This window comes from Arthrobacter sp. ZGTC131, assembly GCF_002929275.1.
In the GTDB taxonomy this organism is placed as follows: Bacteria; Actinomycetota; Actinomycetes; order Actinomycetales; family Micrococcaceae; genus Arthrobacter.
On the sequence record NZ_PJIK01000004.1, the window covers coordinates 204005 to 227773 of the forward strand.

The window sequence follows — 23769 nt, forward strand, 5'->3', positions numbered from 1 at the left end:
TCGGGAGAACCTGCCCTCATGAGACAAGAGCATGATCAGGGAATGACGGCGTGCACCGCCGGCGGCGCTGCACGCGGGTGCCGGAGTCCCGCCCAACCCAGATGCGTGAACCGACGTGCGAAAGGCAGACCTGTGGCCCTTTCTGAATCCTGTCCCCCATACGATGGACAACGCCCGCCACCGCTACACACTCCACTTACAGCACAAGCCGGCGTGTCAGTACTGCGCTGGCAGGTCCTGAAAATCATCGGTGATGTGATCGGCAACGTAGACACACCAACGGAAGCCCGCACCGGCCTGTTGCGCCGACTTCAGGAGAACCCCGACCACCCCGAACAGGCTCTGCTGGCCCACCTGAAGGACGGCCTGAAAGAGGCCGGCAACCGCTGAACCATCCCTCCGCGGCTGTGCCCTCTGAGACGCCGACGGCGGGACCACACCCCGCGCTGGGAAAGCGCCAGGTGCGGTCCCGCCGTCGTCGTGCTTTGCCGGATCATTCCCCTTCGGTCAGGGGGTCAGCGGCGCGGTGAGCCCGCCCGTGGAGGTCCTAGGCGTGAGTTTGCTGCCGTCGGCTACCGGGAAGGGGAAGCCGAGGACCGCGAGGCGTCCGCGGACCTGGTTCTGCGCCTGGCAGTCTTGGATGCAGTCCGTGGGAGAGTTGGCCACTTCGACGGCGTCCTCACCGGTGACCATGCCCATCCGGCCGCCGCTGGCGACGTCCCAGATGGACATGCCGCCGCAGTGGTCCCGGCTCTCCGGGAGGCCCAGGCTGTTGGTGAAATCCGGGCCGCAGGCCGGCTGCGGGACTCGCTCCGCGACCTGCGCGCTGTCGCGGACGGCGAAGTCCGCCGAGAAGTTGTTGCCGATGTTCACCCTAGGCCTGACCTGGACGCAGAACTGGCTCGGCGGCCCGGTCTGCACGCTGGTACAGGCGGATCCGACGAATTGTCCCAGCCGCGCGCGGAAGTTGGCGTTATCGAAGTAGAAGGCTTCGGTGGCGAGACGGTGCACGATCCGGGTCCGGGTCGCGTCTCCGCGTTCGGGCTCCATCTGGAACAGCCCGCCCTGGGCGCAGTCCTTGGCCTGGATCTTCATGGACAGCCCGCCGGTACCCGTCCGGAACAGCGCCACCTCTTCGTCCTTGACCTCCAACTCGATGCTGCTGGTCAGGGCGAGTCCGCGGTGGTCCGGGATTTTGCTGGCATAGACCGGGGTGGCCCGGCCGCCGGTGATGTCGAGTTCGTTGGCCGCGCCGGTGAAGGCGTAGTTGTGGATCGCGAAGTTCGCCGGGTCCACCTCGAACCGGACGAATTTTCCCTGCACCAGGAACCGGCTGCCGGGCGCCGGGACGGTCCCGTCGAACTCGCCGGCCTGCCCCAGGACCCGGAACCCGCCGCCTACGCACCCCTTGGAGGATGCAGCCTGCGCCGGGGCCGCCAAGGTCAGGAAGCCCGCGGCCAGGCCTGCCACGGCAAGGGCCGCGGCAGCCGCGCGGCCGGACAGCCCCGGTAATCGGGCCGGGCCCGCCTGTGCCCGGGATGTGCTCTGAGGTGCTGATCGATCGTTGTATGTCATCTCGCTTGCTCCGTTCCTGAAAACGCGCAAGCAACAGACCGGTCCCGGCCAGCACCTGCGCTGAAAACAGGTCAACGGCGGCCGCGACGCCGGAAACCGATAACGATTCGGATACTACGCCTCGCAAATTCAGCAATACAAGACTTGTAAACCCTCATTTCACATCCGGGTGCCGGGGCCCCGCCATCCGACAACGGTGTCAACCCGCCGACGAACGATGTGCCATTGGCGCAAGGCCTGCACTCACTGCGTTGTGCGGTACGTGGGGTGCATGGTGGGGCGGGGGGCATAGGCTCCCGGGGTGCCGCAAGCTTTCCGCAAGCTCTGGTTGGCACACTTTAGTTATCTGGACCGAAGATGCACCGGATTAATTCGACCAGCCAGCCGGGCCCGGCACTGCATTCCCCCAATGACTGCCGGGCCTGGCGACCCCACCCCCTCCCCAGCGGCCGGGCCGCCCCGTACAGGGAGCCGCGACACTGGACCGAACTGAGCATCGCCGAAGCTGGCGTCGGGTCGGAAGGCCGACGCCAACTCCGGCGGGTCTGGCGGGTATCGACTCCATCCGCTGGGCGGAGTGGACTTCAATCCGGGCTAGGACTGATCCTGCTCCTCCGGAGAGTCGTTGGACTGGCCTGCGGAGGTACCGCCCTGGTGTGCCGTTCCGGCGTCTCCGTAGTCACCTTCGGAGTATCCGCCACTTCGTCTTGCGCCAGGTCCGGCGTCCACCGCCCCGCCCTCGCCGTAGTCACCCTCGGCGTATTCACCACTTCGCTTCGCGGCAGGTCCGGCGTCCACCGCCCCGCCCTCGCCGTAGTCACCCTCGGCGTATTCACCACTTCGCCTCGCGGCAGGTCCGGCGTCCACCGCCCCGCCTTCGCCGTAGTCACCCTCAGCGTATTCACCACTTCGCCTCGCGGCAGCATCGTCGTCCAGCGCCCCGGCGCCGCTCTCACCTTCCACCGCAGGATTCGGTGTGCTGATGTGGTGTTTCGGGACATGGGGCTCGTTGTTCTCGGACATTGGGGGTCCTTCCTCTAGTAGTGAGCCCGAGTAGGTTTTGGAGTTTATTTACGTTCGTTTGCGGTGCAACAGAAATCCCCACGGAACCCTTGCCGTCGTGGGCTTCTATTTCCAATCTATGCCCCGCACCGGGGCTTGCGGCAAGCCCCGGATGGAGGCGCATACTCGCCGAAGACCAGAACCTAGGGATCGGGAGCAACGGGATGCGCGAGCATGCGGTGGTCATCGCCGGAGGAGGCCCCACGGGGCTGATGTTGGCGGGCGAGCTGGCGTTGGCCGGCGTCGACGTCGCCATTGTCGAGCGGCGCGCCAGCCAGGACCTCGCCGGCGCCCGCGCCGGCGGCCTGCACTCGCGCACCATCGAAGTCCTCGATCAGCGCGGAATCGCCGATCGGTTCCTCGCGGAGGGACAGGTGGCCCAAGTGGCGGGGTTCGCCTCGACCCGGCTGGACCTCAGCGACTTCCCCACCCGGCACCCGTACGTGCTGGGGCTGTGGCAGAACCACATCGAGCGCCTACTGGCGGGCTGGGTGGCCGAACTGCCGGTTCAGACCTACTACGGCCATGAGGTGACCGGCATCGCGCAGGACGGCAACGGCGTCGACGTCGAACTGTCCGACGGCGGGACGCTGCGGGCGCAGTATCTCGCCGGATGCGACGGCGGGCGCAGCCTCATCCGCAAGGCAGCCGGCATCGAGTTCCCCGGGTGGGATCCGACGACGAGCAGCCTGATTGCCGAGGTGGAAATGGCCGAGGAGCCGGAACTGGGCATGCACCACAATGCTTTCGGCACCCATGCCTTCGGCAGGCTGGAGTACGAGATCCGCGGCGGCGAAGTGATCTTCAAAGATAGCGGGCCGCTACGCGTCATGGTGACCGAAGAGCACGTCGGCGCCACGGGCGCACCCACACTGCACGACCTCAGCGAAGCGCTCATCGCCGCGTGCGGGACCGATTACGGGGTCCACAGCCCCACCTCGATTTCCAGGTTCACCGACATGACCCGGCAGGCCGCGGCCTACCGCGACAGGCGGATCCTGCTGGCCGGGGACGCCGCCCATGTGCACTCCCCCATCGGCGGACAGGGCCTCAACACCGGCGTGCAGGATGCGGTGAATCTGGGATGGAAGCTCGCCCAGGTAGCCAAGCAAACATCCCCGGACAGTCTCTTGGACACCTACCACGCCGAGCGCCACCCGGTTGCCTCCCGCGTGCTGCGCAACACGATGGCGCAAGTGGCGCTGGGCCGCCCCGACGACCGCAGCAAGGCCGCGGCAGAGACCGTCTCCGAGCTCCTCGGCATGGACGAGCCGCGAAAGCGGTTCGCCGCGATGCAGGCCGGGCTGGACATCCACTATGACCTGGGCGAGGGGCACCCGCTGCTCGGACGGCGCATGCCCGATCTCGACGTCGTCACCGCCGACGGTCCGCTGCGGGTGTTCACGCTGCTGCACGAGGCGCGGCCCGTCCTGCTCAACCTCGGTGAGCGCGGCGGCTTCGACGCCACCCCGCGGCCGGATCGGGTCCAGCTGGTCGACGCCAAATACCGCGGCATGTGGGAGCTTCCGGCGCTCGGGGAGGTCGCCGCTCCCACCGCGGTGCTGATTCGGCCCGACGGCTATGTGGCCTGGGTGGGCGACCGGGCCCAGCAGGGGCTCGCTGACGCGCTCACCACGTGGTTCGGACGGCCCGCCGCGGCGTAAGGCGCCGGCTTTCAAGACCGGAATATCCGCCGGGCCCGGACGCCGGTGGCAGCCCGCATCGGCCGCCACAAAAACAAGAAATTTAGTAAGTATGCTTGCCAATCAGATGGTAAGCATGCTTATTGTAGGTGCAGCAAAGATCAAGCAGCCGGTCTCAATCGCTCGGATGGACAGCATCACTTCCATCTGCCTGGGATAGGCCAGGCCTGCCTTCACAGGCGCCTGACCGGAATCCCAACCCCAGTTTCACAACCCAAGGAGGCACCATGCTCACCAAGGAAAACATCGAAGGTCTGCTCAGCAACGGCGGTAACGTCCTTTCTCAGGACGGCACCAAGATCGGTTCCATCGGCCAGGGCTACCTTGACGACGACACCAACCAGCCCAACTGGGTGACCGTCAAGACCGGCCTGTTCGGAACCTCCGAATCCTTCGTGCCCCTGGAAGGCGCCCGCGCCGAAGGCAACGACATCGTGGTCCCGTATTCCAAGGACCAGGTCAAGGATGCCCCCAGGGTAGACGTCGACGGGTACCTTGAACCGGCCGACGAGGACCGGCTCTACGCCCACTACCAGCTCAACGGCGGCGGCCGGAACTACACCGACGCCACCACCGACGGCGGCAGCGGTTTCGCGGACACGGGACGTTACGACGATCAGGATTCGGCCGGAATCGTCGGCCACGACACCTCCGGTCCCACCACCGACGATGCCATGACCCGCTCGGAGGAGCGCCTGGACGTGGGCACCGAGAAGCAGGAAACCGGCCGCGCGCGGCTGCGCAAGTACGTTACCACCGAGAATGTCACCCAGACTGTTCCGGTCCAGCGCGAAGAAGTACGCATCGAGCGTGAGCCGATCACCGAGGCCAACCGTGGAGCCGCCATGAGCGGCCCGGACATCAGCGAGGAAGAGCACGAGGTGGTCCTCCACGAGGAACGGCCCGTCGTGGATAAGGAAACTGTCGCAGTAGAACGGGTCCGCCTCGGCAAGGAAACCGTCACCGACGAGGTCACCGTCGATGAGGAAGTCCGCAAGGAACGCATCGAGACCGACGGCATCGATGACACGCGGCGCTAAGCGCCCGCAGTAACACCCAACGCCAGGAGCAAGGGCTATCCGCCCTTGCTCCTGGCGTTTTGGCGAAGTTTTAGGGCAATTCGCTGCCACTGGTGTCAGTTCCGGGCGAGGGTTTAAGAACCCCAGCAGACACGCGACGGCGCCTGTCACCTGTAAGGTGACGGGCGCCGTCGTTCTTTCACGGTCCTAGCTGCCGACCAATACGTCCCGGAGGTCCTTCAGGATCAGCTGCGCGCCCGTGGGGCCGAGGCCGAGGAACCAGACGTCGTCATCCACGGCCTTTGCCTTTCCGCCCTTGACCGCGTTGAGCCGCGGCCAGACCGCGCCGTCAACCACTGACGTCTCGCCGGTGGCGGCCGGATCCCCGTAGCTGCTGTAGAAGATCCAGTCCGAATCGGCCTGGTCAATGTCCTCGGCCGAGACTTCCGCGGCCAGCTCATCGATGTCCTGGTTCTCCGGCCTGCTCAGGCCCGCGTCCTTGAGAATGACGCCGATCAGCGACTTGTTGGCATAAAGGCGGATCTTACCCGGCAGGAACCTGACCAGGGAGATCTTGGGGTCGCCGGTAACGTCCTTCTTCAGCGCGTCCGCCTGGGCCTGGTAGTCGTTGAGGACCTTCACGGCCTGGGGCTCCTCACCGAGGGAATCGCCCACCAGGAGGAAGTTCTCCTTCCACGGGAAGCCGGGGCGGATGCTGAAGACAGTCGGCGCAATGGCAGAAAGCTGCGGGTAAAGCTTGTCCGCACGGAGCTGGCTGCCCAGGATCAGGTCCGGCTTGAGCGCGGCGATCGCTTCCAGGTTCAGGCTCTGGATGGTGCCGACGGTGGCAACGTCCTTGACCTTGGCGGCCAGGTAGCTGGGAATGGAGTTCTTGCCGTCCGTAGTCGGAATGCCTACCGGAGTGATGCCGAGCGACAGCACGTCGTCCAGTTCGCCGGTGTCCAGAACTACCACGCGGCTGGGTTTCTTCTCCAGCTTCGTTTCACCGCCTGCGTGCTTGATGACGCGCGGGAATTCACCGGGTGCAGCGTCCGTTCCCAGCTTGGCGGTTTCCTGGTCGGCGGTGGTGAACTTGGATCCGCCGGTGGCAACATCCGTGTTGCCAGCCGAGGAGCCAGCGCCTGCCGCAGTTCCGCAGCCGGCTACCAGGCCGAGAACCAGGACGGAACCGGCAAGCCTGGCCATAAGGTGCCGCGCGCGGGGGAAGCGCCGCGGTTGAGTTGTTGAATCGTCTTTTTTCACGAGGTAAGGCTAACCTAATACAGGTCTGTTTCTTCAAACGGTGGCTCGACCACACTGGTTGCCCATCTGGCCGTTGGCCTCCCGATTCCGTCCGCCTTTGCCTCTGCCCCCAGCTTTTCGGAGATTGATCCGCTGTGCCCCAACTGACGTCGCCTGCGTGCCAGCGCGCACGCGGAAGCGCCGAGCCCATTGCTGATGAAGCTGCTCCTGCCCCGGGCACCGGCGGCGTGCGGGGCAAACTGCCATGGCGGCTGCTTGTGCTGCTGTGCGGGGTCGGGGCACTGCTCGCGGCCACCCTGTTGAGCCTGGGTGTCGGCGCGAAGTTCATTCCCGCGGGAACGGTTCTGCAAGCCCTCACTGACTTCCAGGACACGGCCGATCACGCCATCATCATCCAGAACCGGCTGCCCAGAACCCTGTTGGGCATTTGCGTTGGCATGGCCTTGGGGGCAGCAGGGGCGCTGATCCAGGGAATTACGCGCAACCCCCTCGCGGATCCCGGCATTCTGGGAGTCAACGCAGGGGCATCGTTCGCCATCGTCGTTGCCTTCGGGGCGTTCGGCGTCACCACTCTCAGCGGCTACATCTGGTCCGCGTTCGCCGGCGCCATCCTGACGACGATTGCCGTGTACCTGATCAGCACCTCGGGCCGGATCGTGGTGAACCCCATCCGCCTGACCCTGGCGGGGGTGGCACTGGGAGCGGTGCTGACCGGCGTCAGCTCGGGGATGACGCTCTTGAACCCGAAGGCGTTTGACCACCTGCGCTCCTGGAGCGTCGGATCGTTGGACAGCCGCACCATGGACACCTTCTTCGCTGTTGCGCCCTTCATGGCCGCCGGGCTGCTGGTGGCGCTGTTTACTATGCGCGGCATGAATGCCGTCGCGCTGGGCGAAGACCTGGCCACGGCGCTGGGCAGCAGCGTAAACCGCACCCGGCTCCTGGGTCTCGTGGCCATCACGCTACTCAGCGGTTCGGCCACGGCCGCAGCCGGTGCCATCGGTTTTGTCGGACTGATGGTCCCCCATGTGGCTCGGTGGATTATCGGGCCGGACCAGCGGTGGATCCTCGCTGTGACCCTGGTGCTCTCACCCGTCCTGCTGCTCGCCTCCGACGTCGTGGGCCGGATCGCCGTGCCGGGCGAGCTCCAGGTGGGGGTGGTGACGGCGTTCATCGGCGCCCCTGTCCTCATAGCACTGGCGCGCCGCAGGAAAGTGAGCGGACTGTGACGACGACGGGCAAGGAGTCCCGGCCGCGCGTCGACTTCGGGCGGCGCACCGTGCTGCTCCGCACCAGCGGTTTCAGCACCCGCGGGCTCCGCGGCCGCGCACCCCGCACCGGCGGACCCGGCATCAGCCTGCTGCTGGATGTCCGCACCATCGTCGTCAGCATCCCCCTGATCCTGGCCGGGCTCGCTGCCGGACTGCTTGCCTTGGCCACCGGAGACTACGCCCTCAGCGTTCAACAGGTGCTTCAGGCTTTCACCGGCGACGCCGACACCCTCACGCGGACCGTGGTTCTGGACTGGCGGCTCCCGCGGGTGCTCTCGGCGTTGCTCTTCGGCGCGGCCTTAGGCATGAGCGGCGGAATCTTTCAATCCCTGACGCGCAACCCCCTGGGCAGCCCGGACATCATCGGCTTCAACACCGGCGCTTACACCGGCGCCCTGCTGGTGATCCTTACCGCCGGAGGAAGCTACCTCCACATCGCCTCAGGCGCCCTCATCGGCGGAATCCTGACCGCCCTTGCCGTTTATGTGCTGGCTTTCCGCCGGGGCTCCCAGGGTTTCCGGCTGATCATCGTCGGCATCGGCGTCAGCGCCATGCTGGCGTCCCTGAACCATTGGCTGATCCTCCGCGCCGAGCTGGAGGTCTCCATGGCGGCGGCTGTGTGGGGCGCGGGCTCACTCAACGGAATCACCTGGGAGCAGGCGGCACCGGCCGCCGCCGTGATGATCGTTGTAGCCGCTGCGGCGCTGGCCGTGTCCCGCCGGATGCGGATGCTGGAGATGGGCGACGACGCCGCCCGCGCCTTGGGCGTCCGGGCCGAACCCACGCGCGTCCTTCTGATGATCCTTGGCGTGGCGTTGACGGCCGCGGTCACCGCCGTCGCCGGTCCAATCGCATTCGTTGCCCTAGCGGCACCCCAGCTTGCCCGCCGGGTCACCAGGAGTGCGGGGATCACGCTGCTGCCGTCCGCCCTAATGGGGTCCGTGCTGCTGTCAGCCAGCGACCTCGCCGCCCAGCGCCTGTTCGCTCCGATCCAGCTGCCGGTGGGCGTCATCACTGTGTGCATCGGCGGGATCTACCTAGTCTGGCTGCTGGCCAGGGAAGCAAGGAAGTCATGATCAGCACCACCGCCACCGCGCCCCGGCTGACCGCCGAAGCCCTGACCGTCGGTTACGAGCAGCGGATCATCGCCGAGAACCTGAACGTGCAAATCCCCGAGGGGTCCTTCACTGTGATCGTCGGGCCTAATGCCTGCGGAAAATCAACCCTGCTGCGGGCGCTGGCGAGGTTGATCAAGCCGCGATCCGGGCAAGTGCTGCTGGACGGTAAATCCGTGGCCAGCCTGCCCGCGAAGGAGCTGGCGCGCAGGCTGGGTTTGCTGCCGCAGTCCTCCATCGCCCCGGACGGCATCACGGTTGCCGACTTGGTTGCCCGTGGGCGCTACCCTCATCAGAAGCTGCTCCGCCAGTGGTCCGCGCAGGACGAGGCCGCCGTCGCGGATGCCATGCGGGCCACCGGCGTCACTCACCTCTCGGGACGGCTGGTCGATGAGCTGTCCGGCGGCCAGCGTCAACGCGTCTGGGTGGCCATGGTCCTGGCCCAACAAACTCCCCTGCTCCTCCTCGACGAGCCCACAACGTTCTTGGACATCGCCCACCAGATCGAGCTGCTGGAGCTGTGCCGGGACCTCAACCGGGACAAGGGCCACACCCTCGTTGCGGTCCTCCACGACCTGAACCACGCCAGCCGCTACGCCAACCACATCATCGCGATGAAGGACGGGGCGGTGGTTGCTGAGGGCGCACCGTCGGACGTGATCACGGAGGCACTGGTAGAGGATGTATTCGGGCTTCCCTGCCGGATCATAGAGGACCCCGTGGCAGGCACCCCGCTGGTGGTACCCCTGGGCCGCCCGCACATGGTCGACTCAACGGCGCGGTGATGTAGCCCACCGGCTCAAGCCTCCTGGTCCCGACCGGCCCGGGACAGCGTGTATGCGCAGCTACCGGTGACTCCCCTCCGGTCAGGCGCTGGTGGCGTCCTCAACCTCGCCGACGAGTTCCTCAATGATGTCCTCAAGGAACAGCACGCCGGTGGTGTTTCCCTGCGCATCGAACACCCGGGCCACGTGGGCGCCGGTGCGACGCATGGTGGCCAGGGCGTCCTCAAGTTCACTGCCGCTGAACGCCGAGGCCAGCCGGCGGATCCGCTTGGCCGGCACCGCCTGGTTGAACTTTTCAGGGCTGGTGAGGTCCATGACGTCCTTGAGGTGCAGGTAGCCGGTGGGATCGCCGTCGCCATTGGTGAGGATGTAGCGGGAGTAGCCGTGTTGGGCGACCGCCTGCTGGATGTCCGCCGGGGTGGCGGACTCCGGAAGGAGCACCATCTCACCGATGGGCACCTCGACGTCCGCGACAGTCTTGGCGGTGAACTCGAACGCCGCCGTCAGGGTGCCGCTGTTGTCTATCAGGAGCCCGTCCCGGGTGGACTGCTCAACGATGTTCGCCACCTCGTCCAGGGTGTAGGCACTGGTGGCCTCGTCCTTGGGCTCGACCCTGAACAGGCGGAGGATGGAGTTCGCGATGCCGTTCAGGGCCCAGATCACCGGCTTGAAGACCCTGGCCACCATCACCAGCGGCGGCGCCAGGATCAGCGCGGCGCGGGTGGGCACGGAGAACGAGATGTTCTTGGGGACCATCTCGCCCAGGACCACGTGCAGGAAGGTCACCAGCAGCAGGGCGGTCACGAAGGCGATGATTCCGATCGCTTCACCGGACAGGGACGTCAGTCCCAGCGGAATCTCCAGCAGGTGGTGGATGGCCGGCTCGGAGACGTTCAGGATCACCAGGGAGCAGACGGTGATGCCCAGCTGGCTTGTGGCGAGCATGAGCGTGGCGTGCTCCATCGCCCACAGCGTGGTTTTGGCCGCCTTGCTGCCGGCCTCCGCCTTGGGTTCGATCTGCGAGCGCCGGGCGGAGATGACGGCGAATTCCGCGCCGACGAAGAAGGCGTTGACCACCAGAAGGACGGCGAGCCAGACGATGCCCGGAAGATATTCACTCATGGGTCAGCTCCCGCGTCAGGTTGTCAACGATCCGGTCATGCTCGCTTTGTGGCGGCTCCTGCGAACCATCCGGGGTGAACCGCAGGCGTTCCACGTGCGTGCCCATCACGCGCTCCACCCTCAGCGTCCCGCCGTCGACCTCTACCTCGTCCCCCAGTTCCGGGATGCGGTCCAGCATGTCGGCCACGAAGCCGGCCACCGTGTCATATTCCTCGCCGTCCGGGACGGCGATGCCGGTCCGGTCCAGGAGCTCGTCCGGGCGCAGGGACGAGTCGAAGGTGATGGAGCGGCCCGTCCGGACGACGCCGGTGCGGGCGCGGTCGTGTTCGTCCTCGAGTTCGCCCACGATCTCCTCGACGAGGTCTTCCAATGTGACGATGCCGGCCGTTCCGCCGTGCTCGTCCGAGACGATGGCCACCTGCAGGCCCTGTTTGCGGAGTAGGCCAAGGAGCGAGTCCACGCCCATGGATTCGGGCACCAGGAGCGGCTTGATCATGAGGTCCGCGGCACGGACTGCGTCCCTTTCAGCGAGGGCAACCGCGAAGGCCTGCTTGACGTGCAGCACGCCCAGCACGTCGTCCCGGTCCCGGCCGATCACCGGAAACCGCGAGTAGCCGGTGGAGGTGGCCAGGCTGACGATCTGCCCGGCGGTGTCATCGGCATTGACGGCGGACATCCGCACCCGCGGGGTCATGACATCTGCCGCCGTGTGGTCCGAAAACCGCAGGGTCCGGTGCAGCAGGGCCGCGTGGTCCAGGTCAAGGACACCTTCGAGCGCCGAGCGGCGCACCAGGGAACTGAGTTCCTCGGCGCTGCGGGCCCCGGAGAGCTCTTCCTTCGGTTCGATCCCGACGGAGCGGATGATCGAATTCGCCGTGTTGTTGAACAGCAGGATGACGGGCTTGAAAACCGCGGTGAAAACGGCCTGGAAGGGCACGACCAGCTTCGCCGTGGCCAGCGGAAGGGCCAGTGCGAAGTTCTTCGGGACGAGTTCGCCGAGTACCATCGAGAAAATGGTGGCGATGAAGATGCCGGCCACTGCGCCCACGCCGGGAACCATGGATTCAGGCAGGCCGGCGGAGAGCAACGGCCCGCTCAGCAGCTTGCTGATGGCCGGCTCAAATGTGTACCCGGTGAGGAGGGTGGTCAGCGTGATGCCAAGCTGCGCGCCGGAAAGGTGCGTCGAGGTGATCTTCAGCGCCTTGATGGTGGGCCCCAGGCGCTTCTCGCCGCGCGCCTGGCGCGCTTCAAGGTCGTTGCGGTCCAGGTTGACCAGCGCGAATTCCGAGGCGACAAACAGCCCCGTTCCGACCGTGAGGATCAGGCCGATGCCGATCATGATCCATTCATACATTCGGGCGCCCCTCTCCGCTGATGACCGGGGAACCGGTCAGGACGTCGAGGGGCCAGGGCATATGTGAAGGAGGGTCGTCCATAGTGCGTTCAAGTCTACCGGCCCGCAACCGCGCTTCGCTTCGAGCGAAAAACTGCTGCGGCCCTACCTGTACCAGCCCACCGCACGGTCGTAACGGCATTCAAGCGCGCCCGAGCCTGGCGCGATGCCTCCTCCAGTCGGAAAGTAGATGGCGCCGAAGTCCGCGCCCGCGGCTTCAATCCGCCCCTGCGCCCAGATCTGGGCAGCCTCCAGGTCTGCCTCCGGGATGGGCTCCCGGGTACTGTGGTCCCCGCCGAAATGGATATCCAGCTGATACTCCCCTCGCTGCGACGTCCCGGGGTGATGGGCCGGATCATGCTCATCGCGCCGACTGATCGCAACCTCCGCGGAGGCGTGGAGGATGGACGGCTTGCTGGCGGCGCCACCGTTCTCCTGCTGCTTCATCCGCATGCCCGACACCACGCTCTCCACGGTGTCTTCCTCTGTCACTACGTAGGCGGAGCCACTGACGTCGCCCTCTGAGCCGCCGACACTTTTCAGGTGCTTCCCGAACTGTTCGGAGCTGGATTGCTTGGAGTCCATGCGCCCTCCTTGAGGGTCTTCGCGGCGATTGCCGACGCTTCCCACCCTAGCCCTATCAGGGGCCGCCACGACCGTATTGGGCCGGATGAGTTATTTTGCTGGCCGGGCGGGTACGTCGCTAGTAACGTGGAGGATTCACGCCAAAGGCAACGGGGAGTGGAAAACGTGGGCAATGACGGAGCAGTCAACGGCAAAGCGGTCAGTGACACAGCGATAAATGACAGAACGGTGCCCGCCGGCCGGACTGCGGGCGCGGTGGAACTCATCCTGGTCCGGCACGGCGAGAGCCAGGGCAATGTGGCGGCGACGGCCGCCCAGGAGTCCGGCGCCGACGTGATCGACGTCCCCGCCCGCGACGCCGACGTGGAGCTGTCCTCCACAGGCCGGGAACAGGTACAGGCCCTGGGCCGCGCACTGGCGGACGTCCCCGAAGAGCTGCGTCCCGACGTCGTGATTTCCTCCCCCTATATGCGCGCCTACCAGACAGCCGAAATTGCCGTCGAGACGGCGGGCTGGCCGGTGGCCGTCCGCACCGACGAGCGGCTCCGCGACCGCGAACTGGGCATTCTGGACATGCTCACCCGCCTCGGCGTGGAGAACAGGCTTCCCGAAGAAGCAGAACGACGGCGGTGGCTGGGTAAGTTCTACTACCGGCCGCCGGGCGGGGAATCCTGGGCGGACGTGGCGCTGCGGCTGCGATCCGTGCTCGGCGAACTGAACGCGCTGGGCAGCGGCCACCGAGTGATGCTGGTGTGCCACGATGCCGTGGTGCTGCTGTTCCGCTACGTCCTGGAGGGCATGTCCGAGCACGAACTCCTGGACCTCGCGGCGAGCACCACGGTCCTCAACGCCTCCGTCACCCGGTATGTGCGGCCTGACGGCGTGGGGCCGTGGACGCTGGAGAGCTTCAACGTGGCCGAGCACCTCACCCAGCAGGGCGTTCAGGTGACCGAGCACGCAGGGGATGCCAGTGTCCACCCGCGCTGAGTCCGCCTCCCCCGAACAGATCACGCCGTCGCTGCTCCGCGACTGGCCGCTGCCGTCCGCCGGGGCGGACAAGTATTCCCGCGGCGCGGTGCTGGTGATCGGCGGCGCCCGGCGCACTCCGGGAGCAGCGCTGCTGGCCGGAACCGCTGCCCTGCGTGCGGGGGCCGGCCGGCTCACACTGGCTGTGGCGGAGTCCGTGGCGGTGCAGCTGGCCGTTACGCTTCCCGAGGCCGGAGTGATCGGGCTGCCCGAATCCGACGGCGGATCGGTGGGCGCGTCCGGGCTCAAGGCATTGGCCGAGGACCTGGATGCGGCCGATGCCGTGCTGATCGGGCCGGGCCTGGACGACATCGACGAGACCGAGGCGCTGCTGCGCGAACTCCTGCGGCGGGAAGCCGCGCGGGAGTCGGGACCCCGCGCCAAGGGCGGCTCCGGGGGCGGCAAGGCCGGCGGACCCACCGTGATCCTGGATGCCTATGCGCTGGGCTGCCTGCCAAAGCTGCTGGACGAACTGGAACCCTGGGCGGGGCGCCTGATCCTCACACCCAACCCCACCGAAGCCGGCATCCTGCTGGGGCGGGACACTGACAACTTGGCCGCCGACGTCGTCGAAATAGCGGAGAAGTACGGTGCGGTGGTGAGCTGCCAGGGCCTGATCGCGCGTCCGCCGGGCGGGGATGCTCCCGAAGGTGCGGAGCGCTGGGAGATCACCACCGGCTACGGCGGCCTGGGAACGTCAGGCAGCGGCGACATCCTTGCCGGTGCCATCGCGGGACTTCGCGCCCGCGGCACCACCGACGCCCAGGCCGCCTGCTGGGGCACCCACCTTCACGCCGCCGCGGCGGACAGGCTCGCCAGCAGGATGGGCAGTCTCGGCTTCCTGGCGCGGGAATTGGCCGACGAGCTGCCGCCGCTCATGATGGAGCTAAATACGTAGGCTTTCGCCTTTGCTTCGCGGAGCCTGTCACCTCATGGAACCCAGAATCGAGCGGAGCGAGACTGCGGCCCTGTGCGCTGCCGCCTTGGGGTCGGCGCGGCCGGCCGTAACGTCGCTGACGGCCTTGGCAATGGGCAGCTCCGCCAGCGAAGCGCCCACAAGATCACCTCGGCCTTGGATGATGCCCCAGTGCCCGACCTCCTCGGGGCCCTGCAGCAGGACAGAGAGCACATCCTGCGAGTAGAACTTGCCCAGCGGTTCCTTTGTGCCCGGCCCCATCGGCATGGTCTTCCACGCAGCACTGTATTCGGCCGGCTTGCCGGCGCTGCCGGCACGGACGGGGAGGCGTTCCTCCGGGGCGATGGCCAGCCAGTCAGCGTACGCGTCGCTCATGACGTATTCCACGAACTGGCGGGCAGGGTCGGTGTCCGAGTCGTTGGTGACGGTCCAGGACGTGATCTCGCCGAACTGCGCCGGCTGTTTGCCGTCAGGACCATGGAGGCCGGCCACCACTCCCGTGTTCCTGGCCAGGAAGCCGGGATCTGCGATGCATTCCGGGCAGCTGGGCTTGACGTCGGTGCGCAGGCCCGCCAGCTCGTCCAGCATCAGCGTGGGCCAGACGGCCATGGCCGCCTTGCCGGAGAAGTACGCGTTCCGGACCGTGTCGATGTCCTGGACCCCGGGCACGGAGTAGCTCTTCAGCATGTCGCGGTAGAACGTGAGCGCAGCCACACACTGAGGACTCTCGAACGTGATGCCGTCCTTGGCGTTGACCATTTCGCAGCCGTTAGCCTGTGCGATGTGCTCGAATGACTGTTGCGTGAATGCTTGGCCGGCCTTGTTGGCAGCGACGATGCCCGCCATTTGGGGGGTGTCTAGCGTTTTTGCGGCCGCCATGATGTCTGCGTATGTCTTGGGCACCGCCAGGCCGGCACGGTCGAACAGGTCCTTCCGGTAGTACAGGAGGTGCTGCCAGGAGGAGTCCGGAACGGACAGCTGCTGGCTGCCTTCCCGGGTCAGTTCCAGCGCCCGCGGGGACCACGTGTGCTCGCCCAGAGCGAGGATGATGCTGGCGTTGACGTCCGTATCCACCAGACCGTTGGCGGCGAAGGTCCGGACCTGGCCCAGCGAAATGGAACCAATCACGTCAGGGAGGTTGCCCGACGCTGCCGACGAGGTCACGATCTGGTTGAAGCGGTGTGCGGGCACGCCCACGAGGTCCACGCTCACGCCGGTGTCGGCGCGGAACCGTTCAATGATTGCACGGGACTTGGCCATGCGGTCCGGAAGCGTGTCTGTGATCCACACAGTAATGGCGTGGGGTTCCGTCACACCGGGATCTGGCTGCTGGCCGTCGCTTGGCGTGCAACCCGCCACCAAGGCTGCTGCCAGCGAAACCACAGAAACGAACGCGGTCTTGGCCCGGCGCCTGGTTCTATTCACTTGGTCGCTCCTGCCTGGAGGTAACCGCAGAACAGGTGCAGCAAAGCTGCGTGTGTGGCTTCGTTACAACCGCGAAACCTTGTCTGTCAAGAGTATCCAAATGTAGACGGAGTGTCAGTAGCAGGTGCGCAATCAGTCCCATTCGCAATAGGCTGCCGGCGGTCGTGGGGTGCGGACGGCTCCGGCCCCGGTTTCCGGGCTCCGGCGACGCACCGGCGGCTCTTGTTTGCCGGGCTGGCGCGGGTTATTTTAAGCGTGGGATTGACCTCAAGAAGTTAGGGGCAAGGAAGCCCAATAACAGGAGCCCGTCGATGTCGACCATCTCCAACGCCCACCTTCCCGGCGGGGCGCACCGCCCGTCCGGTGATCGCCTATGGTGCCCCGAATGCGGGACGGACGAATATCTGATCGTCGAGTCCATCGAGGCCTTGCATCCGCCACAAGAGGGCCTGGTGGATGTGTCCTACACGTGCGTTGAATGCGATTTCTTCTACGCCCACGCGGCAAGCGTCCACGACGTCGCCGCCATCCTGAACCGCCACGGCCAGGTGATGGGCGTCCTCCAGTTCGGCGGTGAATACTTCCACTGCGCAACACCGATGGCCTCGGTCAGCTCCGGAACCAGCAGCATTTACGGCCATGAGCTGGCCCGGCGTCACACCATCCACGATGTCCATCTACCCACACGCGTGCTGCGATGCGGCTGCGGGTTCCGGATGGAAGTGCCGGACTGATCCGGTCAACAATAAAGGAGAGGGCAAAATGGCTACTACCCATAACACGGCTGGTGCAAGGTCCCGCTTGCAGCTGGCGTCCCAGGCTGTCGGGGCAGTATTCCTGCTCGTTGGCATCCTAGGTTTCATCCCCGGAATAACCACCAACTACGCGTCGCTGGGCTTCTCCGGGCACTTGTCTGAAGCAATGCTTCTGGGCGTCTTCCAGGTTTCCATCCTGCACAACATTGTCCATCTGCTCTTCGGCGTGGCCGGCATCCTCATGGGCCGCACGGCCGTGCAGGCAAAGAACTTCCTCCTGTACGGCGGTATCGTCTACCTGGTCCTTTGGATTTACGGCCTGCTGATCGGCCACGACACGCCCGCCAACTTTGTCCCGGTCAACACCGCGGACAATTGGCTGCACTTCCTGTTGGGCGTCGCCATGATCGCTTTGGCGCTGCTGCTGTCCCGCCAAAACACCGGCGTCCGCGGGACAGTGACCGGGCACTGATCGATTGCCCTTTTGCCGGGGTGCCGCCCGGGGATATCCTGATGCCGTCGGTTCTGCGAACCGTTCACGGTCCGGCCGGCACCCCAGCCCCTGACGAGGGGCGGTGAAGCGCGACGCCGGGGAGTGGCACGATGACCGCATATCAGCACACAGCAGGATTGACCGCTACCGCTGCTCCCCGCGTGGTGCCCCGCAAAAAAGGCAACATGGTGGTCAAGTGGGTCACCTCCACGGACCACAAGACCATCGGGTACATGTACCTGATCGCCTCATTCATCTTCTTCCTCCTCGGCGGCGTGATGGCGCTGCTCATCCGCGCCGAACTGTTCGAACCCGGCATGCAGGTCCTGCAGACCAAGGAACAGTACAACCAGCTGTTCACCATGCACGGCACGGTCATGCTGCTCATGTTCGCCACCCCGCTGTTCGCAGGATTCGCGAACGTCATCATGCCCCTGCAGATCGGCGCACCCGACGTTGCCTTCCCGCGGCTGAATGCCCTGGCGTTCTGGTTCTTCCTCTTCGGTTCGACCATCGCGATGTCCGGCTTCATCACCCCGCAGGGTGCGGCGTCGTTCGGCTGGTTCGCCTACGCTCCGCTGAACAACACCACTTTCACGCCCGGCGTCGGCGGTGACCTCTGGGTCTTCGGCCTGGCGCTCTCCGGCTTCGGCACCATCCTGGGCGCGGTCAACTTCATCACGACCATCATCTGTATGCGCGCCCCCGGCATGACCATGTGGCGCGTGCCGATCTTCAGCTGGAACACGCTGGTCACGGCAGTCCTGGTGATCATGGCCTTCCCGCCGCTGGCCGCCGCGCTGTTCGGCCTCGGGGCGGACCGCCGGTTCGGTGCCCACATCTATGACCCGGAAAACGGCGGTGCCGTGCTGTGGCAGCACCTGTTCTGGTTCTTCGGCCACCCCGAGGTGTACATCATTGCGCTGCCGTTCTTCGGCATCGTCTCGGAGATCTTCCCGGTCTTCAGCCGCAAGCCGATCTTCGGCTACAAGGGCCTGGTCTACGCCACGATCGCCATCGCCGCACTGTCCGTGACCGTGTGGGCGCACCACATGTACGTCACCGGCTCGGTGCTGCTGCCGTTCTTCGCCTTCATGACCATGCTCATCGCGGTCCCCACGGGGGTGAAGTTCTTCAACTGGATCGGCACCATGTGGGGCGGCTCGCTGACGTTCGAGACCCCCATGCTCTGGAGCCTGGGCTTCCTGGTGACGTTCCTCTTCGGCGGCCTGACCGGCATCATCCTGGCCTCCCCGCCGCTGGACTTCCACGTCTCCGACTCCTACTTCGTGGTGGCGCACTTCCACTACGTGGTGTTCGGCACCGTGGTGTTCGCGATGTTCGCCGGCTTCTACTTCTGGTGGCCCAAGTGGACGGGCAAGATGCTCAACGAACGCCTCGGCAAGATCCACTTCTGGATGCTGTTCCTCGGCTTCCACGGCACGTTCCTGATCCAGCACTGGCTCGGCGTTGAAGGCATGCCCCGCCGCTACGCGGACTACCTGGTGGAGGACAACTTCACCTGGATGAACCAGTTCTCCAGCTTGGGCTCGTACCTGCTGGGAGCGTCCATCATCCCGTTCTTCTGGAACGTCTTCATCACTGCCCGCCGTGCCGAGCGGGTTGAAGTGGACGATCCCTGGGGCTTCGGGGCTTCGCTGGAATGGGCAACATCCTGCCCGCCGCCGCGCCACAACTTCACGTCACTCCCGCGCATCCGTTCAGAACGCCCGGCGCTGGACCTGCACCACCCGGAGCTGCGGGTGCGCGAACACGAGACGACGCACAGTGCTGCCGCCGAAGTCCTGGGCGCGGCCGACATCGGCTCACGCGACCCGAAGAACCCGAGTCCGGACAAGTAGCGATTACCGGCGGGCGTTGATCACCGCTCGGCGCTGATCATCCCTGCGTTGCAAATGCCGGCGCTGCGAATCCGGGGCGCCGATCATCCTCGTCGCTGCCAGTTTTGAGCGCGCAAGTTCCGGACTCCAAATTCCTGGAGGCTAATATCCTGGACGCGGCCCCAGGGCTTACTTCCTGCAAGGCCTGCGTCCTGGAAAGGTTTTGGTTCCGGCGGCTGTCCGGCTGCGTTCCCCGCTGCCGAGTACCAGCAGTCGAGTCATAGCAGCCGATTGTCCGCAGCCGGAAAACTGCGGCCGGCTATCTGCCGGTGGGTCTCAAGCAGCCGCGGCTACCGGGACCCTGCCTGCAATGGTTCGAGAGCCGACGTCGGACGGTGCCAAAACGCGGACGTTACATTCGGACTGCATCGGGTCGATCGACCGCGGCAGGTGGTGGGTTTCGGAGCATTCCCGGAGCTGTTCAAGAGCCGAGGCTTCGACGCGCGCGTGGGAGATGTCCACAACGAGCTGAAGACCCTGCCTGAGATGGTTGGCGCGCTTCATAACGACGTAAAGAGCTTGGATGCTTTGGGCGGTTACGTGGCCCTGGGCGGCGACTTGAGCTTCACCGCATTCGAGGTCCAAACGGACTAAAACCTTAAGCTTGTGGTTCAAGAAAACTTCTCCCCTCATGCACGGTCGCGACGCTGCGACCGAGAACAACCATAACCTGCATGTGACGGAGATAACAGCAGAAGACCAAATATTGCGTCACGCTCCTGCGTGGACCTCTCCCACGTCACAGCACCGCGGAGACACGCATGGGCCGAAATCCTTCGGATCTGGCCGTGCGTACCCCCGCGTTATCGACCGTGCGTCGGCGGCGAAGCGGCCCGTCAGCTGCGGTCCGGTCAGCTGCGGGTCGGGTCCGGACGGAGCGGCGCCGGCCCGGGGTCCGGCACCGGAAGCGGGCCCGGAGGTTCCGGAGTAGGGAAGGGGTTCGGCGGCGCTGGCCGCGAGGGATCCGGCGGCATGGGATCGGGGCCGGGCTCCGGCGGGAACGGCTCGGGTTCGTGCACTGGCGGAATTGTCATGGCTGCCCCTCGGCTGCTCGATTGGTTCCGGTTTGGCGGACGCGAGTTCAGGATACGCCCGGGCCGGGAGCGGGCGACAGACTTTGCGGTGCCCTGGTTGGCAACGATTCCCGCTCTCCCCCGGTAGCGAACGGCCGCCCAAATGTCAGTGCGGCTCTATATATTGAGGGAATGACCCAGACTCCGCTGCAGCACTCCGCCACCACCCCCGCCGCTGCCGTTCCCCTGCCGCCCGTCGCCAAGAAGGTACCTGCCGAGCGCACGCACCACGGGGACACTTTCGTGGACTCCTACGAGTGGCTCCGGGACAAGGAATCCGAGGAGGTCGTGGCGCACCTGAAGGCCGAGAACGCCTACCAGGAAGCCGTCACCGCCCACCAGGGACCCCTGCGCGAAGCCATCTTCCAGGAGATCAAGGGCCGCACCCAGGAGACAGACCTGTCCGTTCCGAACCGCAAGGACGGCTGGTGGTATTTCAGCCGCTCTGTGGAGGGCAAGGAGTACGGAATTCAGTGCCGTGTCAGGGCCCAGGACACCGCCAACCCGGTGGCCGACTGGACTCCCCCGGCGGTGGAGGCCGGCGTCGAAATTCCCGGCGAAGAAGTCCTGCTGGACGGCAACGTGGAAGCCGAGGGCAAGCCGTTCTTCTCGGTGGGCGGCACGGCCGTGACCGTGGACGGAAACCTCTACGCCTACGCCGTCGACAATTCCGGCGACGAACGCTTCACCCTGCGCATCAAGGACCTCCGCACCGGCGAGCTGCTGCCGGACGTCATTGAGAACGTCTTCTACGGGGTCTCGTTCTCCCCCGACGGCACCCGGATCTTCTACACCGTGGTGGACGACTCGTGGCGGCCGTACCAGGTCAAGGCCCATGTGCTGGGCACGCCGGTCGCCGACGACGCCGTGATCTACCAGGAGGACGACGTCGCCATGTGGCTGGGCTTCGAGCTCTCCTCGGACCGGCGTCACCTCGTGCTGGGCATCGGCTGCTCCGAGTACAGCGAAACGCGCCTGCTGCGGTTTGACGACCCCGACGGCGGCCTCACCACCGTGATTTCCCGCGACGAACGGGTCCTGTACGAGGCCGAGCCCTTCCTGCTCGAGGGCCCGGACGGGCAAAAAGCTGAACGCATCCTCATCACGCACAACCGCAACGCTGCGAACTCGATGGTCTCGCTGGTTGACCCGGCCGAGCTCACCAAGCCGCTGGCCGAGCAGCAGTGGACCACCGTCGTCGAGCATTCCGACGACGTCCGCGTCAACGGTGCGGGCGTCACGTCCACGCACCTGGTGGTCTCGGTCCGCAAGGACACCATCGAACGGGTCCAGGTGATGTCCCTGGCCGGGCTGGGCACGCCCGCCCAGGAGCCGCCCGTGGAACCGGCATTCGACGAGGAGCTGTACACGTCCGGCGTTGGCGGCTCCGACTACGAGGCACCCGTGATCCGGCTGGGCTACACGTCCTACTTCACGCCGTCACGCGTTTACGACTTCGTGCTTCCCACCCCGGAGCGGCCGGCCGGGGAGCTGCTGCTCCGGAAGGAAAGCCCGGTGCTGGGCGGCTACGACCCCGCCGACTACGTTGCCACCCGCGAATGGGCCGAGGCACCCGATGGCACCAAGGTCCCGCTCTCGGTGCTGCGGCACAAGTCCGTCGCCCAGGATTCCACCGCGGCCGGGCTCGTCTACGGCTACGGCTCGTACGAGCTGAGCATGGACCCGGGGTTCGGTGTGGCCCGGCTCTCGCTGCTGGACCGCGGGATCGTCTTCGTCATTGCTCACATCCGCGGCGGCGGCGAACTCGGCCGGCACTGGTACGAGAACGGCAAGAAGCTCACCAAGAAGAACACCTTCACGGACTTCATCGCGGCCACGGACTGGCTGGCGGCGTCCGGCTGGGTGGCGCCGGACCGGATCGCGGCCATCGGCGGGTCCGCGGGCGGCCTGCTCGTGGGCGCCGTGGCCAACCTCGCGCCGGAGAAGTACGCCGCCGTGCTGGCGCAGGTGCCCTTCGTGGACGCACTGAACACCATTCTGGATCCGGAGCTGCCGCTGTCCGCGCTCGAGTGGGAGGAGTGGGGCAACCCCATCACCGACCCCGAGGTGTACCAGTACATGAAGTCGTACACGCCGTACGAGAATGTCCGCGAGGCGGCCTACCCCAAGATCGCCGCCGTGACGTCCTTCAATGACACCCGCGTCCTGTACGTCGAGCCCGCCAAGTGGGTGCAGGTCCTGCGCTCCATGACGACGGGCACCGAGCCGATCGTCATGAAGATCGAGATGGACGGCGGCCACGGCGGAGCCTCGGGCCGGTACGTGCAGTGGCACGAGCGCGCCTGGGATTATGCCTTCATTGCCGACTCCCTCGGCGCCACGGAACTGCTGCCCGGCGCCGGGCTGAAGTAGCTCATCGCTTGCTCCGTAGACGCCCTTTTGATGACTCAGAAAGGGCGTCTACGGAGCATTCGATGCAGATAAATCGTAACCATGCTTACTATTGACCCGCATACGGGCACCGTCGGTGCACCTGTCCGCTGGGGGCTGGGCATCCGGTGCCGGAACTGGAGCATAGCGTGAGCAATGAACAGGGATTGACCCCGCTTTCCGACGACGAACTGAAGGCCCAGGCGGGTACAGCCCTGCCTGACAAGGAAGTCGCGTCCGTACTTGACCTCAATGCCGACCTCGATCTGGGCATCAGCGCCGCCGCGCCGATCGACCTCGCAGTGGCGGCCAATGCCAACGTCGCCGCCCCGATTGACGCCGCGGCTTCGGCCAACATTCTTTCCTTCGGCTCCGAGTCACAGGCCCTTGCCGACCAGGGCGTCATCATCAACCAGGGGATCACCGCGGACGCCACTGCCGAGTCCACCCAGGACAGCACCATCACCCAGGGCGCGGGCACGGCGGACGCGGGAACCGCGGACGGCGGGACTCCGGCGTCCCCCGGCACCGGAACAGTGGACGGACCAGTGGACGGCGGCCAGGTACTCGACGGCGCGCTTCCCGACGGGACTCTTCCCGATGGCACGCTGCCGGATGTCGGAGCCCTTCCCGTGGATCCTGCCGCAGCGCTCGACGGCGACCTCCTGAACGTCAACGTGAACCTTGCCGCAGACGCCGACATCGCCGCGCCGATCAACGGGGCCGTGGCGGCCAACGCCAACGTGGCCGCGCCGATCGATGCCGCCGTTGCCGCCAACATCGGATCCATCGACAGCGATGCCTTCGCGGTGGCCCAGCAGGATGCCATCATCACGCAGAACATCGATGGCGAAGCCACCGCCTCCGCCGACCAGCAGTCCGATCTCCAGCAGTAG

General features: G+C 66.1%; 21 protein-coding genes. 14 read left to right on the forward strand and 7 right to left on the reverse strand.

Annotated elements, in window-relative coordinates:
- Positions 1–213 precede the first annotated feature (213 nt).
- A complete protein-coding gene (locus tag CXQ90_RS22340; RefSeq protein WP_181038477.1) occupies positions 214–390 on the forward strand; it encodes a hypothetical protein in 177 nt (58 codons plus the stop codon).
- 117 nt (positions 391–507) lie between these two features.
- Here CXQ90_RS22340 and CXQ90_RS07775 read toward each other — a convergent pair whose 3' ends face one another.
- A complete protein-coding gene (locus CXQ90_RS07775) occupies positions 508–1575 on the reverse strand; it encodes a hypothetical protein (RefSeq protein WP_219816647.1) in 1068 nt (355 codons plus the stop codon).
- 594 nt (positions 1576–2169) lie between these two features.
- On the reverse strand, positions 2170–2598 hold the full coding sequence (locus tag CXQ90_RS07780) for a hypothetical protein (protein ID WP_104138201.1): 429 nt from the start codon (positions 2596–2598) through the stop codon (positions 2170–2172).
- A 203-nt stretch (positions 2599–2801) separates the two neighbouring features.
- On the opposite strand from CXQ90_RS07780, the gene CXQ90_RS07785 reads away from it, so the two are divergent.
- A complete protein-coding gene (locus CXQ90_RS07785; protein WP_104138202.1) occupies positions 2802–4301 on the forward strand; it encodes an FAD-dependent monooxygenase in 1500 nt (499 codons plus the stop codon).
- A 266-nt stretch (positions 4302–4567) separates the two neighbouring features.
- Positions 4568–5380 (forward strand): DUF2382 domain-containing protein, encoded by an 813-nt coding sequence (locus CXQ90_RS07790; protein WP_104138204.1) that lies wholly within the window; start codon positions 4568–4570, stop codon positions 5378–5380.
- A gap of 186 nt (positions 5381–5566) precedes the next feature.
- Here CXQ90_RS07790 and CXQ90_RS07795 read toward each other — a convergent pair whose 3' ends face one another.
- A complete protein-coding gene (locus tag CXQ90_RS07795; protein ID WP_104138205.1) occupies positions 5567–6565 on the reverse strand; it encodes an ABC transporter substrate-binding protein in 999 nt (332 codons plus the stop codon).
- 296 nt (positions 6566–6861) lie between these two features.
- Between CXQ90_RS07795 and CXQ90_RS07800 the strand changes: the two genes are divergently transcribed.
- From CXQ90_RS07800 to CXQ90_RS07810, 3 genes are read left to right on the forward strand one after another with little or no spacing between them, the layout of a single operon-like run.
- Positions 6862–7851 (forward strand): iron chelate uptake ABC transporter family permease subunit, encoded by a 990-nt coding sequence (locus CXQ90_RS07800; protein ID WP_258064421.1) that lies wholly within the window; start codon positions 6862–6864, stop codon positions 7849–7851.
- A complete protein-coding gene (gene fepG / locus CXQ90_RS07805; protein WP_104138209.1) occupies positions 7848–8969 on the forward strand; it encodes an iron-enterobactin ABC transporter permease in 1122 nt (373 codons plus the stop codon). Before CXQ90_RS07800 ends, fepG begins: the two co-directional genes overlap by 4 nt.
- Positions 8969–9793: an ABC transporter ATP-binding protein gene (locus CXQ90_RS07810; protein ID WP_104138347.1), complete on the forward strand. Its 825-nt coding sequence runs from the start codon at positions 8969–8971 to the stop codon at positions 9791–9793. The genes fepG and CXQ90_RS07810 overlap by 1 nt, the downstream gene beginning before the upstream one ends.
- A gap of 81 nt (positions 9794–9874) precedes the next feature.
- Here the strand turns inward: CXQ90_RS07810 and CXQ90_RS07815 are convergent, their stop codons facing one another.
- The 3 genes from CXQ90_RS07815 to CXQ90_RS07825 all read right to left on the reverse strand — a co-directional run bounded on the left by CXQ90_RS07815 (position 9875) and on the right by CXQ90_RS07825 (position 12893).
- Positions 9875–10915 (reverse strand): hemolysin family protein, encoded by a 1041-nt coding sequence (locus CXQ90_RS07815; protein WP_104138210.1) that lies wholly within the window; start codon positions 10913–10915, stop codon positions 9875–9877.
- Positions 10908–12269, reverse strand: coding sequence for a hemolysin family protein (locus CXQ90_RS07820; protein WP_104138212.1), 1362 nt, complete (start codon positions 12267–12269; stop codon positions 10908–10910). The genes CXQ90_RS07815 and CXQ90_RS07820 overlap by 8 nt, the downstream gene beginning before the upstream one ends.
- A 144-nt stretch (positions 12270–12413) precedes the next feature.
- Positions 12414–12893, reverse strand: coding sequence for a hypothetical protein (locus CXQ90_RS07825; protein WP_104138213.1), 480 nt, complete (start codon positions 12891–12893; stop codon positions 12414–12416).
- Between the two features lie 228 nt (positions 12894–13121).
- On the opposite strand from CXQ90_RS07825, the gene CXQ90_RS07830 reads away from it, so the two are divergent.
- Both CXQ90_RS07830 and CXQ90_RS07835 read left to right on the forward strand, forming a co-directional pair.
- Positions 13122–13880 carry a histidine phosphatase family protein gene (locus CXQ90_RS07830; protein ID WP_104138348.1) on the forward strand — a complete coding sequence of 253 codons (759 nt, stop codon included), beginning with the start codon at positions 13122–13124 and terminating at the stop codon, positions 13878–13880.
- Positions 13864–14817 carry an NAD(P)H-hydrate dehydratase gene (locus tag CXQ90_RS07835; RefSeq protein WP_181038479.1) on the forward strand — a complete coding sequence of 318 codons (954 nt, stop codon included), beginning with the start codon at positions 13864–13866 and terminating at the stop codon, positions 14815–14817. Before CXQ90_RS07830 ends, CXQ90_RS07835 begins: the two co-directional genes overlap by 17 nt.
- A 27-nt stretch (positions 14818–14844) precedes the next feature.
- Here the strand turns inward: CXQ90_RS07835 and CXQ90_RS07840 are convergent, their stop codons facing one another.
- Positions 14845–16260, reverse strand: a complete 1416-nt coding sequence (locus CXQ90_RS07840; RefSeq protein ID WP_258064410.1) for an ABC transporter substrate-binding protein — start codon at positions 16258–16260, stop codon at positions 14845–14847.
- 311 nt (positions 16261–16571) lie between these two features.
- Between CXQ90_RS07840 and CXQ90_RS07845 the strand changes: the two genes are divergently transcribed.
- The 6 genes from CXQ90_RS07845 (at position 16572) to CXQ90_RS07875 (ending at position 23769) form a co-directional block, all read left to right on the forward strand.
- Positions 16572–16994 (forward strand): hypothetical protein, encoded by a 423-nt coding sequence (locus CXQ90_RS07845; RefSeq protein ID WP_104138215.1) that lies wholly within the window; start codon positions 16572–16574, stop codon positions 16992–16994.
- A gap of 28 nt (positions 16995–17022) precedes the next feature.
- Positions 17023–17487 (forward strand): DUF4383 domain-containing protein, encoded by a 465-nt coding sequence (locus CXQ90_RS07850; RefSeq protein ID WP_104138216.1) that lies wholly within the window; start codon positions 17023–17025, stop codon positions 17485–17487.
- Positions 17488–17618: 131 nt separating this feature from the next.
- The gene (gene ctaD, locus CXQ90_RS07855; protein WP_104138218.1) at positions 17619–19370 is read left to right on the forward strand and encodes a cytochrome c oxidase subunit I; all 1752 of its coding nucleotides are present in this window, start codon (positions 17619–17621) and stop codon (positions 19368–19370) included.
- Between the two features lie 432 nt (positions 19371–19802).
- Entirely contained in the window at positions 19803–20003 is a 201-nt protein-coding gene (locus CXQ90_RS23155) for a hypothetical protein (protein WP_181038480.1), read from the forward strand.
- Positions 20004–20614: 611 nt separating this feature from the next.
- Positions 20615–22855, forward strand: a complete 2241-nt coding sequence (locus tag CXQ90_RS07870) for a S9 family peptidase (RefSeq protein ID WP_181038481.1) — start codon at positions 20615–20617, stop codon at positions 22853–22855.
- Between the two features lie 167 nt (positions 22856–23022).
- Complete coding sequence (locus CXQ90_RS07875) at positions 23023–23769, forward strand: peptidoglycan-binding protein (protein ID WP_258064411.1); 747 nt, start codon at positions 23023–23025, stop codon at positions 23767–23769.